This is a genomic window from Streptomyces sp. C1-1, assembly GCF_050214755.1.
GTDB lineage: Bacteria > Actinomycetota > Actinomycetes > Streptomycetales > Streptomycetaceae > Streptomyces.
On sequence record NZ_CP189826.1, the window covers coordinates 5808736 to 5823236 of the forward strand.

A 14501-nucleotide genomic window follows, 5' to 3' on the forward strand; every position below is an offset into this window, starting at 1 on the left:
GCCGTCACTCGGCGGGCTTGTCCGGCAGGTCCTCGGGGGTGACCTCGGGGACCGTCGGCGGGGTGGGCCGCAGCTTCAGCCAGGCCAGGAAGAAGATGCCCAGCAGCAGCATCCCGATCCCGGTCCACAGGTTGATGTTGATGCCCTGGGCCTTGTCGATGGCGGCCTGGTCGTCGGTGATGCCGGCGATGGTGACGATCACGCCGTAGAGGACGAACAGGCCGCCGATGATGCGGCGCAGGTCGAAGATGCGGGCCGCGGTGGCCGACTTCTTCTGCAGTTCGGCGACCTCGCGCTGGACGTCCTGCTCGGAGTACGCGTGCGGCTCGGGGCGCTCGGAGGGGCTGGAAAACTCGGACATGGTCTCTCGATCCTCCCGCGAATCAGAACGAGAACGGGATGTAGCAGGCGGCGGCGATGGTCACCGCGCCCCAGCCCAGCAGGGCCGGCTTGCGGTACCAGGCCTCGTCGCCGGGGGCGGGCGGCTCGGTCATGCCGGGGGAGGTGGTGCCGTAGACCAGGCCCTGGAGATCCTCGGCGGGCTTGGGCTTGGTGAACAGGGACACGGCGAACATCACCACGGCGCCGGCGGCGAAGCCGACCATGGCGGAGACGAAGTTGGCGCCCTGGTCGGTGGGGATGTCGATGATGCCCTGCTTGTAGATCACGAAGTAGTTCACCATCGCGGCCACGGTGCCGGCGAGCAGGCCCCAGAAGCCGGACTTCACGGAGGCGCGCTTCCAGAACATGCCGATGATGAAGACGACGAACATCGGCACGTTGAAGAAGGAGAACAGCGTCTGCAGGTAGCTCATGATGTTCGAGAAGGACGAGGCCAGGAAGGCCGTGCCGACCGAGGCGCAGACGCCGATCACGGTGATCAGGCGGCCGAAGCGGACGTAGTACCCGTCCTCGCGGCCCTTGACGACGTACCGGCCCCAGATGTCGTTGGTGAACACCGTGTTGAAGGACGACACGTTGGCGGCCATGCCGGCCATGAAGGCGGCGAGCAGGCCGGTGATCGCGATGCCGAGGACGCCGTTGGGCAGCAGCCCGTGCATCAGGTAGAGGATGGCGTCGTTGTACTGGTAGCCCGACTTGGGGGTGCCGAAGCCGGGGACCAGGGCCGCCGCGACGAGCCCGGGGATCATCACCAGGAAGACGATGAAGATCTTCGGGTACGCGGCGATCAGCGGGGTGCGCTGGGCGGCGGAGAGGTTCTTCGCGGACAGGGCGCGCTGGACCTCGGCGAAGTTCGTCGTCCAGTAGCCGAAGGAGAGCACGAAGCCGAGGCCCAGGACGATGGTCAGCCAGTTGGCGCCCAGCGGGTTGGTGCTGCCGATGCCGGTGCCGCCCCAGGCGCTGGTGAAGTTCGAGCCGTGCGTCGCGGTGAGCTTGTCGGTCAGGCCGCCCCAGCCGCCGACCTTCTTCAGGCCCAGGACGACGATCGGGATGAGGGCCGCGAGGATCACGAAGAACTGCAGTACCTCGTTGTAGATCGCGGACGACAGACCGCCGAGGGTGATGTACGCCAGCACGAAGGCACCGGCGACCACGATCGCCACCCACTGCGGCCAGCCCAGCAGTGCCTCGACGACGAGCGCGAGAGCGTAGAGGTTCACACCGGCGATCAGAATGGCGGCAAAGGCGAACAGCAGTGAACTGAGCAGATGTGCCCATTTGTCGAAGCGCAGCAGCAGCATCTCGGGAACCGAGCGGACCTTGCTGCCGTAGTAGAAGGGCATCATCACCAGGCCGAGGAAGACCATGGCCGGGATGGCGCCGATCCAGTACCAGTGCACGGTGTACGCGCCGTACTGCGCGCTGTTGGCCGCCATGCCGAGGATCTCGGTGGCGGCCAGGTTGGCGGAGATGAAGGCGAGGCCGGTGATCCAGGCGGGCAGGGAGCGTCCGGAGAGAAAGAAGTCGAGGCTGGTCTTCACCGATCTACGGGCGGCGAAGCCGATGCCCAGGACGACGACGAAGTAGATGCCGAGGATCGTGTAGTCGAGCCAACTTGTGGGGAGTCGTAGCTCGGCGGCGAGGGGGACAGCCATGTTTGTGGGGGTTTGCATAAGAACTCGCTTCGTTGCGTGAACTGATCCAGAGCGGAACCTACGCGGTTGTGTTCAGTAATTGAACACTTCGGTTGATGCTCTTTGTTGGATTGTGATGTTGACGACTCTGGGTGATCGTGTTCCAATGTGTTTGGTTATGTTTGATGGCTGTGCAGCTGAGTGAGTGGCTCGGATAGGGAGTCCGCAGTGAAGAAGACCTCGACCCGCCTGGCCGACGGTCGCGAGCTGATCTACTACGACCTGCGCGACGACGTCGTGCGGGACGCGGTGGACAAGCGACCCCTGGAGCGGACCCACACCACCTCCGAGATCCGCCGCGACCCGCTGCTCGGCGACAGCGTCGCCATCGCCTCGCACCGGCAGGGGCGCACCTACCACCCGCCGGCCGACGAGTGCCCCCTGTGCCCTTCCCAGGACGGGCGGCTGAGCGAGATCCCGGACTCGTCGTACGACGTCGTGGTCTTCGAGAACCGTTTCCCCTCCCTGGCCGGAGACTCGGGCCGCTGCGAGGTCGTCTGCTTCACCTCCGACCACAACGCGGCCTTCGCCGACCTCACCGAGGAGCAGGCCGCCCTGGTGCTGGACGCGTGGACGGACCGCACGTCGGAGCTGTCGCATCTGGCCTCCGTGGAGCAGGTGTTCTGCTTCGAGAACCGCGGCGCCGAGATCGGCGTGACTCTGGGTCACCCGCACGGCCAGATCTACGCGTACCCCTTCACCACCCCCCGCACCGCACTGATGCTCCGGCAGCTCGCCCGGCACAAGGAGGCGACCGGCGGGGAGAACCTCTTCGATCACGTTCTCGAGCGTGAACTCGCCGGTGAGCGGGTCGTCCTCGAGGGTGAACACTGGGTGGCGTTCGTGCCGTACGCGGCGCACTGGCCGTACGAGGTGCACCTGTATCCCAAGCGCCGGGTGCCGGACCTGCTCGCCCTGGGCGAGGAGGCGCGCACAGAGTTCCCCGAGGTCTATCTGGAACTGTTGAGGCGCTTCGACCGGATCTTCGGCGAGAACGAGCCGCCGACGCCGTACATCTCGGCCTGGCACCAGGCTCCGTTCGGCCAGCTCGAGGAGTTCGAGGGCGTCAACCGCGACGACTTCGCGCTCCACCTCGAGCTTTTCACCATTCGCCGTACGTCCGGCAAGCTGAAGTTCCTCGCGGGTTCCGAGTCCGGCATGAACGTGTTCATCAACGACGTGCCGCCGGAGCGCGCGGCCGAGCGACTGCGAGAGGTAGCGAGTTGATGAGCGGCAAGTATCTGGTCACCGGTGGCGCGGGCTATGTCGGCAGCGTGGTCGCCCAGCATCTGCTGGAGGCGGGCCACGAGGTCACGGTCCTCGACAACCTGACCACCGGATTCCGCGAGGGAGTCCCGGCGGGCGCCACTTTCATCGAGGGTGACATCCGCGACGCCGCCAAGTGGCTGGACTCCTCCTACGGGGCCGTCCTGCACTTCGCCGCGTTCTCGCAGGTCGGCGAGTCGGTCGTGAAGCCCGAGAAGTACTGGGACAACAACGTCGGCGGCACCATGGCGCTGCTCGGCGCGATGCGCGAGGCCGGCGTGCGCAAGCTCGTCTTCTCCTCCACCGCGGCCACCTACGGCGAGCCGGAGCAGGTCCCGATCGTCGAGACCGCCCCGACGAAGCCGACCAACCCCTACGGCGCCACCAAGCTCGCCGTCGACCACATGATCACCGGCGAGGCGGCCGCCCACGGCCTGGGCGCGGTCTCCCTGCGCTACTTCAACGTGGCGGGCGCCTACGGCGCGTGCGGCGAGCGCCACGACCCCGAGTCGCACCTGATCCCCCTCGTCCTCCAGGTCGCCCAGGGCCGGCGCGAGGCCATCTCGGTGTACGGCGACGACTACCCGACGCCCGACGGCACCTGCGTGCGCGACTACATCCACGTCGCCGACCTCGCCGAGGCCCACCTGCTCGCCCTGAAGGCCGCCACCTCCGGTGAGCACCTGATCTGCAACCTCGGCAACGGCGAGGGCTTTTCGGTCCGTCAGGTCATCGAGACCGTCCGCCAGGTCACCGGCCACCCGATCCCGGAGGTCGTGGCCCCGCGCCGGGGCGGCGACCCGGCGGTCCTGGTGGCCTCGGCGCGGGCCGCCCGCGAGAAGCTGGGCTGGAACCCGTCCCGCGCGGATCTCGCGGGAATCGTCGCGGACGCGTGGGAGTTCGCGCAGAACATCTCCAGGGAGCAGTAGTGGGTGCACAGCAGGTCCGGGAAGGCTTCGCCGCGCTGTACGGGGCCGCACCGGAGGGCGTCTGGTCGGCGCCGGGCCGCGTCAACCTCATCGGTGAGCACACCGACTACAACGACGGCTTCGTGATGCCCTTCGCGCTGCCGCACACCGCGGTCGCGGCCGTCTCGCGCCGCGGCGACGGCGTGCTGCGCCTGCACTCGGCGGACGTCGAGGGCGGTGTCGTGGAGCTGCGCCTGGACGACCTGGCCCCGGAGTCCGACCGCGACTGGACGGCGTACCCGGCGGGTGTCGTCTGGGCGCTGCGCGAGGCCGGTCACGCGGTGACCGGCGCGGATGTGCACCTGGCGTCGACGGTCCCCTCCGGCGCGGGCCTGTCCTCCTCGGCGGCGCTGGAGGTCGTGATCGCCCTGGCGCTCAACGACCTGTTCGAACTGGGTCTGCAGCGCTGGCAGTTGGCCCGCCTGTGCCAGCGCGCCGAGAACGTCTACGTCGGCGCGCCCACCGGCATCATGGACCAGACGGCCTCGGCCTGCTGCGAGGAGGGCCACGCCCTGTTCCTCGACACCCGGGACCTCTCCCAGCAGCAGATCCCCTTCGACCTCGCGGCCGAGGGCATGCGCCTGCTGGTGGTGGACACCCAGGTCAAGCACGCCCACAGCGAGGGCGAGTACGGCAAGCGCCGGGCGGGCTGCGAGCGGGGCGCGGCCCTGCTCGGCGTCGACGCCCTGCGGGACGTCCCGTACGCCGAACTCGACGACGCGCTCACGCGGTTGGGCGACGACGAGGAGGCGGTCCGCCTGGTGCGGCACGTCGTCACCGAGGACGAGCGGGTGGAGAAGGTCGTCGCCCTGCTCAGGGCCGGCGACACGCGCGCCATCGGCCCGGTGCTGGTCGCCGGTCACGCGTCCCTGCGCGACGACTTCCGCATCTCCTGCCCCGAGCTGGACCTGGCGGTCGACACGGCGCTCGCGGCCGGTGCCCTGGGCGCGCGCATGACGGGCGGCGGCTTCGGCGGCTCGGCGATCGTCCTGGCGGAGGCCGCCGACGTCGAGACCATCACCAAGGCGGTCGAGGAGGCCTTCGCGACGGCGGACTTCACCGCCCCGCGGGTCTTCGAGGCGGTCCCGGCGGCCGGTGCCCGCAGGCTCAGCTGAGCCGCTTGGTCAGGGTGTACTCGGTGATCCCCGGCGGATAGTCGGGGATCACGCACACCACGTCGTACCCCTGTTTCTTGTAGAAGTCCGGCGCCTGGAAGTCCCAGGTCTCCAGGCGTACGGAGGCACAGCCCCGCTCCCGCTTCGCGATGCGCTCCGCCGTCGCGAGCAGTTGCGAACCCAGCCCCGCTCCCCGGTGGCGCGCGTCCACCCACAGATACGTCACGTGCAGCCATGTCGTCCAGGTGTGGCCGACCAGTCCGCCCGCGAGGGCGCCGGTGTCGTCCAACGCCCATACGTGGAGCGGAAGTTCCCGTTCACCTGGGGTTCCCCGCAGGGCGCGCAGCACGGGGGAGGCCGCCGTGTTGGTCTCGCGCAGCCGGGTTCGGAGAAGATCGCGCCGGGCCCTGTCGACTTCTGTCTCAAGACGAAACATGCGGCTCACGATAAACGCGTCGGACCGCCAGTTCTGCAAATAACCTTCCCCTCCCGGCCCCCAGCCGTACCCTGATGAGCAGCACCGGTGGGGGCCGGTGCCGATCAGGGGGCGAGACAGTCGGGTACGACACCCGAAGTGGGGGTAGCTGTTTCCGCACGGCGGCGGCCGTGCCGGGCCATCGCGCCGGGCGTCGTACCCGCGCCCGTACCGTCTCCCGAACAAAGGGGTCCCCTGCTCTTCAGGAGCCTGGGGAAGGGGGTTTCGTGGTTCGCATCCGAGTCCTGGTCGTCGACGACCACCGCATCTTCGCCGAGTCGCTCGCCGCAGCCCTTGCGGCCGAGCCCGACGTCGACGTCTCCGCCGCCGGCAGCGGTCCCGCCGCGCTGCGCAGCCTGGAGCGGGCGGCGGCCGAGGGGCGCCGCTTCGACGTGTTGCTCGTCGACGCCGACCTGGGCGGCAACCTGCCCGGCGTACGACCCGCCGTGCCCGTCCAGGAGGTGGGTGAGGACGGTCTCGTCGACGGGATCTCGCTGGTCGCCGGGGTGCGCACCGCGCAGCCGGGCGTACGGATCGTCGTCCTGGCCGAGAAGGACGATCCGCGGCGCGCCGCGCTCGCCCTGCAGGCCGGGGCCTCCGGCTGGGTCGCCAAGGACTGCTCGCTGTCGAGACTCCTGAACGTCATCCGGGGCGTCCTGCGCGAGGAGACGCATCTGCCGCCCGCCCTGCTCACGGGCGTTCTCAGGGAGTTGACGGCCGCGCGCAAGCACCGCACCGAGAGCGAGCGGCTGGTGGAGTCCCTCACGCCGAGGGAGCGCGAGGTGCTGCGCTGCATGGTGGCCGGGCTCGGCCGGAAGGCGGTCGCCGAGCGGCTGTTCCTCTCCCCGCACACCGTGCGCACCCATATGCAGAACGTCCTGGGCAAGCTGGGTGTGCACAGCACGCTGGCCGCCGTCGCCCTCGCCCGCCGGGCCGGCGTCGGTCCGGCGGACCTAGCCGGGGATGTTGTCGAACGGGGCGGTCAGTTGGCGTAGCAGCCCGGCGAGTTCACCGCGCTGGGCGCGGGAGAGCTCGGCGAGGATCGCCCGCTCCTGGTCGAGGAGGCCGGCCAGGGCCTGGTCCGCGCGGTCCTGGCCCTCGGTCGTCAGACGCACCAGCACACCGCGCCGGTCGCTCGGGTCCGGCAGCCGCTCCACCAGGCCCTTCTTCGTGAGCCGGTCGATGCGGTTGGTCATCGTGCCGGAGGTGACCAGGGTCTGCGTCAGCAGCTGTCCCGGGGAGAGCTGGTACGGCGTTCCCGCGCGCCTGAGCGCGGTCAGCACGTCGAACTCCCAGGGCTCCAGGCTGTGCTCGGCGAACGCCAGCCTGCGGGCCCGGTCCAGATGCCGGGCCAGTCTGCTCACCCGGCTGAGCACCTCGAGCGGTTCCACGTCGAGGTCCGGGCGCTCCCGGCGCCACGCAGCGACCAGCCGATCGACCTCGTCCTCCATGGCGATCAGTGTAGTGGTTGTGTCGATGTGAAGTCTCTTGATGTCGAGTCTCTTGACATCAAGAGAAGTGGGCGGGGAAGGTGTCAGGCATGAGCAGCCCCGCCTGGGATCCCGCCCAGTACCTCCGCCACGCCGACCACCGCGCCCGGCCCTTCGTCGACCTCCTCGCGCGCGTCCCCGACCCGCCCTCCGCCGAGCCGGCCGTCGCCGACCTCGGCTGCGGCCCCGGCAACGTCACCGTCCTGCTCGCCGAACGCTGGCCCACCGCGCGCATCACCGGCTACGACAACTCGCCCGAGATGCTCGACCGGGCCGTCACCGAACACGGGGGACCCACACCCGGCGGCGGGCGCCTGGACTTCGCCCACGCCGACGTCCGCACCTGGGCGCCCGCACGGCCGTACGACCTGATCGTCAGCAATGCCACCCTGCAGTGGATCCCCGGGCACGCGGAGCGGTTCGGCGAATGGATCGCGGGGCTCGCACCGGGCGGCACCTTCGCCTTCCAGGTGCCCGGCAACTTCTCCGCCCCCAGTCACCGGCTGATGCGCGAGATCGCCCGCTCCCCCCGCTTCGCGGACCGTCTCGCCGACCTCCTCCGCCACGACGACGCCGTCCTCGCCCCGCAGGCCTACCTGGAGCGGCTGACCTCGCTCGGCTGCGAGGCCGACGTGTGGGAGACGACGTACATGCACCTGCTGACCGGCGAGGACCCGGTGCTGGACTGGGTGAAGGGGACGGGGCTGCGGCCCGTCCTGACCGCCCTCGCCGACGATCCCGAGGCCAGGGAGGAGTTCCTCGCCGAGTACCGCACGGCCCTGCGCGAGGCCTATCCGGCCACCGCGTACGGCACCCCCTTCCCCTTCCGCCGCATCTTCGCCGTCGCCCGCAAGGAGGCCTGATGCTCACCGCCGTCGACCACGTCCAGCTCACCGCCCCCGCCGGCTGCGAGGACCTGCTGCGCGCCTACTACGGAGACGTCCTCGGCATGACCGAGATCCCCAAGCCGCCCGTGCTCGCCGCGCGCGGAGGCTGCTGGTTCCGGGCGGGCGCCGTACAACTGCACCTGGGAGTGGAGGACGACTTCCGGCCCGCGAAGAAGGCGCACCCCGGGCTGCGGGTCACCGGCATCGAGGCGTACGCCGCCCGCTTGCGGGCGAAGGGGGCGCGCGTCGTCTGGGACGGCGACCTGCCCGGACACCGGCGCTTCTACTCCGAGGACCCCGTGGGCAACCGGCTGGAGTTCCTGGAGCCGGTGGACGGAGTTTGCCCGGAGCCCTGAGGGCTACCCGTACGGCGACAGTGAAGTCCCGCTTACTGAAGGTGAACTCTGATGGCAGGCGAACAGAAGGCCAAGGGCAAGAAGGAACAGGCCAAGGGCAAGGTCAAGGAGACGGTGGGCCGCGCTGTCGGCAACGAGAGCATGGAGGCCGAGGGCCGTCTGGAGCAGTCCAAGGGTGACGCCCGTCAGGCCAAGGAGAAGGCCAAGGACGTCTTCAAGCACTGACAGCACACGACGGGAGCGTTCAGCTCTTGCGGTGCCCTATGAGCCGCGGCTTCTGCTCCAGCCCGTCCAGCCCGTGCCACGCCAGGTTCACCAGGTGGGCCGCGACCTCCGCCTTCTTCGGACGGCGCACGTCCAGCCACCACTGACCGGTCAGCGCCACCATGCCGACCAGGGCCTGCGCGTACAGGGGGGCGAGCTTGGGGTCGAAGCCGCGGCTCTTGAACTCCCGGCCCAGGATGTCCTCCACCTGGGTGGCGATGTCCGAGATCAGCGATGCGAAGGTACCCGTCGACTGCGGGATGGGGGAGTCCCGCACCAGGATGCGGAAGCCGTCGGTGTACTCCTCGATGTAGTCCAGGAGCGCGAACGCGGCCTGCTCGCACAGCTCACGCGGGTGGCCGGCGGTCAGCGAGCTGGTGACCATGTCCAGCAGCCGCCGCATCTCGCGGTCCACGACCACCGCGTACAGGCCCTCCTTGCCGCCGAAGTGCTCGTACACCACCGGCTTGGACACCCCGGCCTTCGCCGCGATCTCCTCCACCGACGTGCCCTCGAAGCCCTTCGCGGCGAAGAGGGTGCGGCCGATCTCCAGCAGCTGCTGGCGGCGCTCGGCGCCCGTCATGCGGGTGCGCCGCGCGCGCCGCGGTTTGTCGGTGCTCTCGGTGCTGCTGGAGTCGGTCGCCACGGCGTCAATCATGCCGCCTCGGCGGTCTCCTTCCGGTGCCGAGTGCCGTCTTCCCCGGTGATACGGCGCGAATCGATACGCGAGCGTGACGGCCAGCGCACGTCGTACGCCCAGCCGAACGCCTCGAACCAGCGGATCAGACGGGCACTGGAGTCGAGCTGCCAGCGCTCCACACCGTGCCGCGCCGAGGTCGGGTCGGCATGGTGCAGGTTGTGCCAGGACTCGCCGCACGACAGCACGGCCAGCCACCACACGTTGCCCGAACGGTCCCGCGACTTGAACGGCCGCTTGCCGACCGCGTGACAGATCGAGTTGATCGACCAGGTCACATGGTGCAGCAGAGCCACCCGAACGAGTGAGCCCCAGAAGAACGCCGTGAACGCGCCCCACCAGGACCAGGTGACCAGACCGCCGATCACCGGCGGCAGCGCCAGCGACAGCGTCGTCCACACCACGAACTGGCGGGAGATCGCCCGAATGGCCGGGTCCTTGATCAGATCCGGCGCGTACTTGTCCTGCGGAGTCTGCTCCTCGTCGAACATCCAGGCGATGTGCGCCCACCACAGGCCCTTGATCAGCGCCGGGACCGTCTCCCCGAAACGCCACGGTGAGTGCGGGTCGCCCTCCGCGTCGGAGAACTTGTGGTGCTTGCGGTGGTCCGCCACCCAGCGGACCAGCGGACCCTCGACCGCCATCGACCCCATGATCGCCAGGGCGATCCGCAGGGGCCGCTTGGCCTTGAAGGAACCGTGCGTGAAATAGCGGTGAAAACCGATCGTGATGCCGTGGCAGCCCAGGTAGTAGAAGAAGACCAGCAGACCGAGATCCAGCCAGCTCACCCCCCAGCCCCACGCCAGCGGAACCGCGGCAAGCAGCGCGAGGAACGGAACGGTGATGAACAGCAGCAGCGTGATCTGCTCGATCGACCGCTTCTGCTCACCGCCCAGCGTGGCCGAGGGAGTCGGGGTGTCGGTCGCCTTCGGGGCGTCTCCGATCACATCGGAGCTCGTGGTCATGGGCGTCCCCTGTGGGGTCGAGGGTTGAGACAGAAGCCGGGTCGAAACCATGCACGACTTCCTACGGTTCCGTAACCTACGGCGTCGTAAGTATGGCAGTGGCTCGCCCGGCGGCAAGAGCCCGAGAGTCTGCGCGTCCGCATGGACACCTATCCTTGGAGTCGGTCGGACAGCGCGGTCCGCTCTGATTCCTTCCCGGATGTCAGGGCCGTATGCGGCGCCCGCCGCGCGGTCCCGCCCGCCGGGTTCCCTCCCAGACGAGCTTCAACACTGCAAGGAGCCGCACCTGTGAGCAGTGCCGACGACCAGACCACGACGACCAGCAGTGAGCTGCGCGCCGACATCCGCCGGCTGGGTGACCTTCTGGGCGAGACCCTCGTCCGCCAGGAGGGCCCCGAGCTTCTGGAACTCGTCGAAAAGGTCCGCCGCCTCACGCGCGAGGACGGAGAGGCCGCCGCTGAACTGCTGCGCGGCACCGAACTGGAGACCGCGGCCAAGCTGGTCCGCGCCTTCTCCACCTACTTCCACCTGGCCAACGTCACCGAACAGGTGCACCGCGGCCGCGAGCTGCGCGCCCGGCGCGCCGCCGAGGGCGGCCTGCTGGCCCGCACTGCCGACCGCCTCAAGGACGCCGACCCCGAACACCTGCGCCAGACGGTCGCCCACCTCAACGTCCGCCCGGTGTTCACGGCCCACCCCACCGAGGCCGCCCGCCGCTCGGTCCTCAACAAGCTGCGGCGCATCGCCGCGCTCCTGGAGACCCCGGTCATCGCCTCCGACCGGCGCCGCCTCGACACCCGCCTGGCCGAGAACATCGACCTGGTGTGGCAGACCGACGAACTGCGCGTCGTCCGCCCCGAACCCGCCGACGAGGCCCGCAACGCCATCTACTACCTCGACGAACTCCACGCCGGCGCCGTCGGCGATGTCCTGGAGGACCTGACGGCCGAACTGGAACGGGTGGGCGTGAAGCTGCCCGATGCCACCCGGCCGCTGACCTTCGGCACCTGGATCGGCGGCGACCGCGACGGCAACCCGAACGTCACCCCCCAGGTCACCTGGGACGTCCTCATCCTCCAGCACGAGCACGGCATCAACGACGCCCTGGAGATGATCGACGAGCTGCGCGGCTTCCTGTCGAACTCCATCCGCTACACCGGCGCCACCGAGGAACTCCTGGAGTCCCTCCAGGCCGACCTCGACCGCCTCCCCGAGATCAGCCCCCGCTACAAGCGCCTCAACGCCGAGGAGCCCTACCGCCTCAAGGCCACCTGCATCCGGCAGAAGCTGGAGAACACCAAGCAGCGCCTCGCCAAGGGCACCCCGCACGAGGAGGGCCGCGACTACCTCGGCACGGGCCAGCTGCTCGCCGACCTCACCCTCATCCAGAACTCCCTGCGCGCACACCGCGGCGACCTCTTCGCCGACGGCCGCATGGACCGCACCATCCGCACGCTGGCCGCCTTCGGCCTCCAGCTCGCCACCATGGACGTACGCGAACACGCCGACGCCCACCACCACGCCCTCGGCCAGCTCTTCGACCGCCTCGGCGAGGAGTCCTGGCGGTACGTCGACATGCCCCGCGAGTACCGGGCCCGGCTGCTCGCCAAGGAACTGCGCTCCAGAAGGCCGCTCGCCCCCACCCCGGCACCCGTCGACGCCGCCGGAGCCAAGACCCTCGGCGTGTTCGAGACCGTCAAGCGGGCCCTCGCCGTCTTCGGACCCGAGGTCATCGAGTCGTACATCATCTCCATGTGCCAGGGCGCCGACGACGTCTTCGCCGCCGCCGTCCTCGCCCGCGAGGCCGGCCTGATCGACCTGCACGCGGGCTGGGCGAAGATCGGCATCGTGCCGCTGCTGGAGACCACCGACGAGCTCAAGGCCGCCGACACGATCCTGGAGGACATGCTCTCCGACCCGTCCTACCGGCGCCTGGTCGCGCTCAGGGGCGACGTCCAGGAGGTCATGCTCGGCTACTCCGACTCCTCCAAGTTCGGCGGCATCACCACCAGCCAGTGGGAGATCCACCGCGCCCAGCGCCGACTGCGCGACGTCGCCCACCGCTACGGCGTACGCCTGCGCCTCTTCCACGGCCGCGGCGGCACCGTCGGCCGCGGCGGCGGCCCCTCCCACGACGCGATCCTCGCCCAGCCCTGGGGCACCCTGGAGGGCGAGATCAAGGTCACCGAACAGGGCGAGGTCATCTCCGACAAGTACCTCATCCCCTCCCTGGCCAGGGAGAACCTGGAACTGACGGTCGCCGCCACCCTGCAGGCCTCCGCCCTGCACACCGCGCCCCGCCAGTCCGACGAGGCCCTCGCCCGCTGGGACGCCGCCATGGACGTCATCTCGGACGCCGCCCACGCCGCCTACCGCACCCTCGTCGAGGACCCGGACCTGCCGACGTACTTCCTCGCGTCGACGCCCGTGGACCAGCTCGCCGACCTGCACCTGGGCTCCCGGCCCTCCCGCCGCCCCGGCTCCGGCGTCTCCCTCGACGGCCTGCGCGCCATCCCGTGGGTCTTCGGCTGGACCCAGTCCCGCCAGATCGTCCCCGGCTGGTTCGGCGTCGGCTCCGGCCTGAAGGCGCTGCGCGAGGCCGGCCTGACGGCGACATTGGGAGGAGAGGGCGTGCTCGACGAGATGCACGAACAGTGGCACTTCTTCCGCAACTTCATCTCCAACGTCGAGATGACGCTCGCCAAGACCGACCTGCGGATCGCCGCCCACTACGTCGACACCCTCGTCCCCGACGAGCTCAAGCACGTCTTCGACACCATCCGTGCCGAACACGAACTGACCGTCCGCGAGGTCCTGCGGGTGACCGGCGAGAACGAACTCCTCGCCGCCACCCCGGCCCTGAAGCAGACCTTCGCCATCCGCGACGCCTACCTGGACCCCATCTCCTACCTCCAGGTGACCCTCCTCAAGCGGCAGCGTGACGCCGCGGCCGCCGGGGAGGAACCCGACCCGCTGCTCGCCCGCGCCCTGCTCCTCACCGTCAACGGCGTGGCGGCGGGCCTGCGCAACACCGGCTGACCCCGCGAAACGGCGGTGCCCCCGAGTGTCGTACTCGGGGGCACCGCCGTTTCACACCCAGGTCAGGCCCGGCGCCGCCGGACCACCAGGTAACCGCCGGCCGCCACCAGCGCCGCCGCGAGACCCGACAGCAGCCCGACCGGCGCGCCGTTGCCCGTCTCGGCGAGGTCGCCCGAGTCGCTGCCACCCTGCGCGGACGGCGACGAGGACGCGGAGACCTCTCCGGGCGACGACGCGCTCGCAGACGCGGAGGACCCGGCCGAGGGCGACGCGGACGCGGACGCCGAGGCGGAGGCGGACGACGACGGGGACGCCGACGAGGACGGGGTGGAACCGCCGCCGCCCTCGTCCTTGCAGTCCGTCCAGAACACCTTCTGCTTCGCGGCACCCTTCTCACCGTCGAAGTTCCAGAACAGCTTGTAGTGCCCGTCGGGCAGCGACAGGTCCTCGGTGCGGCCGTGACCCTTCGCGTCGAGGGTGATCGCGCCGGTCTTCACCGTCTCGCCCTTGCTGTTCGCGGTCGGCGCCCATGCCTCGATGTGCCAGTCGACCTCCTGCACGGCGTCGAAACCGAACGCGTCCAGGTAGAACGTGCAGACGTGCGGCTCGTTGCGCTTGAGCTCCTCGCCGGTCTTGGCATCGTGGATCTTCACGGTCCCGTTGTCCCCGGGAGCGGTGGCATGGGCTGCGACGGGCGCGGAGAACAGCGCGGCCGCGGCGACGGCGGACAGAGCGCCGGCGCGAGTGAGGGTACGCATGGGGCAAATCCATCTTCGAGTTACGGACGGGAAGATGTGGAGGGGGCGGCTCAGCATCCAGCCACAGCTGACCCAAGGTCAATCACGAACGGACAACGCTTGGGTGCTCCACCGAACCGGAGAAC

Annotated in this window: 15 protein-coding genes; 8 read left to right on the forward strand and 7 right to left on the reverse strand. The window is 69.8% G+C overall.

The features are described from left to right. Positions 1–4 precede the first annotated feature (4 nt). Together ACQF4J_RS26625 and ACQF4J_RS26630 are read right to left on the reverse strand one after the other, a co-directional pair. Positions 5–361: a hypothetical protein gene (locus ACQF4J_RS26625; protein WP_351565156.1), complete on the reverse strand. Its 357-nt coding sequence runs from the start codon at positions 359–361 to the stop codon at positions 5–7. Positions 362–383: 22 nt separating this feature from the next. After that, entirely contained in the window at positions 384–2075 is a 1692-nt protein-coding gene (locus ACQF4J_RS26630; protein ID WP_351565159.1) for a sodium:solute symporter family protein, read from the reverse strand. A gap of 189 nt (positions 2076–2264) precedes the next feature. On the opposite strand from ACQF4J_RS26630, the gene galT reads away from it, so the two are divergent. The 3 genes from galT to galK are packed head-to-tail and all read left to right on the forward strand — an operon-like array spanning position 2265 to position 5445. Beyond that, positions 2265–3323: a galactose-1-phosphate uridylyltransferase gene (galT, locus tag ACQF4J_RS26635; protein ID WP_427166936.1), complete on the forward strand. Its 1059-nt coding sequence runs from the start codon at positions 2265–2267 to the stop codon at positions 3321–3323. Then, positions 3323–4291: a UDP-glucose 4-epimerase GalE gene (galE, locus tag ACQF4J_RS26640; protein WP_351565163.1), complete on the forward strand. Its 969-nt coding sequence runs from the start codon at positions 3323–3325 to the stop codon at positions 4289–4291. Before galT ends, galE begins: the two co-directional genes overlap by 1 nt. Beyond that, positions 4291–5445: a galactokinase gene (gene galK, locus ACQF4J_RS26645; RefSeq protein WP_351565166.1), complete on the forward strand. Its 1155-nt coding sequence runs from the start codon at positions 4291–4293 to the stop codon at positions 5443–5445. The genes galE and galK overlap by 1 nt, the downstream gene beginning before the upstream one ends. Here the strand turns inward: galK and ACQF4J_RS26650 are convergent. Next, the gene (locus tag ACQF4J_RS26650; RefSeq protein WP_351565517.1) at positions 5438–5893 is read right to left on the reverse strand and encodes a GNAT family N-acetyltransferase; all 456 of its coding nucleotides are present in this window, start codon (positions 5891–5893) and stop codon (positions 5438–5440) included. The two genes, galK and ACQF4J_RS26650, sit on opposite strands and share 8 nt — an antisense overlap. A 254-nt stretch (positions 5894–6147) precedes the next feature. On the opposite strand from ACQF4J_RS26650, the gene ACQF4J_RS26655 reads away from it, so the two are divergent. Continuing rightward, entirely contained in the window at positions 6148–6915 is a 768-nt protein-coding gene (locus tag ACQF4J_RS26655; protein WP_351565169.1) for a response regulator transcription factor, read from the forward strand. On the opposite strand, the gene ACQF4J_RS26660 is transcribed toward ACQF4J_RS26655, so the two are convergent. Next, positions 6874–7371 (reverse strand): MarR family winged helix-turn-helix transcriptional regulator, encoded by a 498-nt coding sequence (locus tag ACQF4J_RS26660; protein ID WP_200703622.1) that lies wholly within the window; start codon positions 7369–7371, stop codon positions 6874–6876. The two genes, ACQF4J_RS26655 and ACQF4J_RS26660, sit on opposite strands and share 42 nt — an antisense overlap. A gap of 89 nt (positions 7372–7460) precedes the next feature. On the opposite strand from ACQF4J_RS26660, the gene ACQF4J_RS26665 reads away from it, so the two are divergent. From ACQF4J_RS26665 to ACQF4J_RS26675, 3 genes are read left to right on the forward strand one after another with little or no spacing between them, the layout of a single operon-like run. Then, entirely contained in the window at positions 7461–8273 is an 813-nt protein-coding gene (locus ACQF4J_RS26665; protein ID WP_427166937.1) for a trans-aconitate 2-methyltransferase, read from the forward strand. Then, on the forward strand, positions 8273–8653 hold the full coding sequence (locus ACQF4J_RS26670; RefSeq protein WP_427166938.1) for a VOC family protein: 381 nt from the start codon (positions 8273–8275) through the stop codon (positions 8651–8653). The genes ACQF4J_RS26665 and ACQF4J_RS26670 overlap by 1 nt, the downstream gene beginning before the upstream one ends. Positions 8654–8704: 51 nt before the next feature. Beyond that, positions 8705–8878, forward strand: a complete 174-nt coding sequence (locus tag ACQF4J_RS26675) for a CsbD family protein (RefSeq protein ID WP_351565179.1) — start codon at positions 8705–8707, stop codon at positions 8876–8878. Between the two features lie 19 nt (positions 8879–8897). On the opposite strand, the gene ACQF4J_RS26680 is transcribed toward ACQF4J_RS26675, so the two are convergent. Both ACQF4J_RS26680 and ACQF4J_RS26685 read right to left on the reverse strand, forming a co-directional pair. Continuing rightward, the gene (locus tag ACQF4J_RS26680) at positions 8898–9575 is read right to left on the reverse strand and encodes a TetR/AcrR family transcriptional regulator (RefSeq protein WP_200703626.1); all 678 of its coding nucleotides are present in this window, start codon (positions 9573–9575) and stop codon (positions 8898–8900) included. Next, a complete protein-coding gene (locus tag ACQF4J_RS26685; protein WP_351565183.1) occupies positions 9572–10579 on the reverse strand; it encodes an acyl-CoA desaturase in 1008 nt (335 codons plus the stop codon). The genes ACQF4J_RS26680 and ACQF4J_RS26685 overlap by 4 nt, the downstream gene beginning before the upstream one ends. A gap of 288 nt (positions 10580–10867) precedes the next feature. On the opposite strand from ACQF4J_RS26685, the gene ppc reads away from it, so the two are divergent. Then, complete coding sequence (ppc, locus tag ACQF4J_RS26690) at positions 10868–13618, forward strand: phosphoenolpyruvate carboxylase (RefSeq protein WP_427166940.1); 2751 nt, start codon at positions 10868–10870, stop codon at positions 13616–13618. A 62-nt stretch (positions 13619–13680) separates the two neighbouring features. Here the strand turns inward: ppc and ACQF4J_RS26695 are convergent, their stop codons facing one another. Beyond that, positions 13681–14376, reverse strand: a complete 696-nt coding sequence (locus tag ACQF4J_RS26695) for an LPXTG cell wall anchor domain-containing protein (RefSeq protein ID WP_351565189.1) — start codon at positions 14374–14376, stop codon at positions 13681–13683. Positions 14377–14501 lie beyond the last annotated feature (125 nt).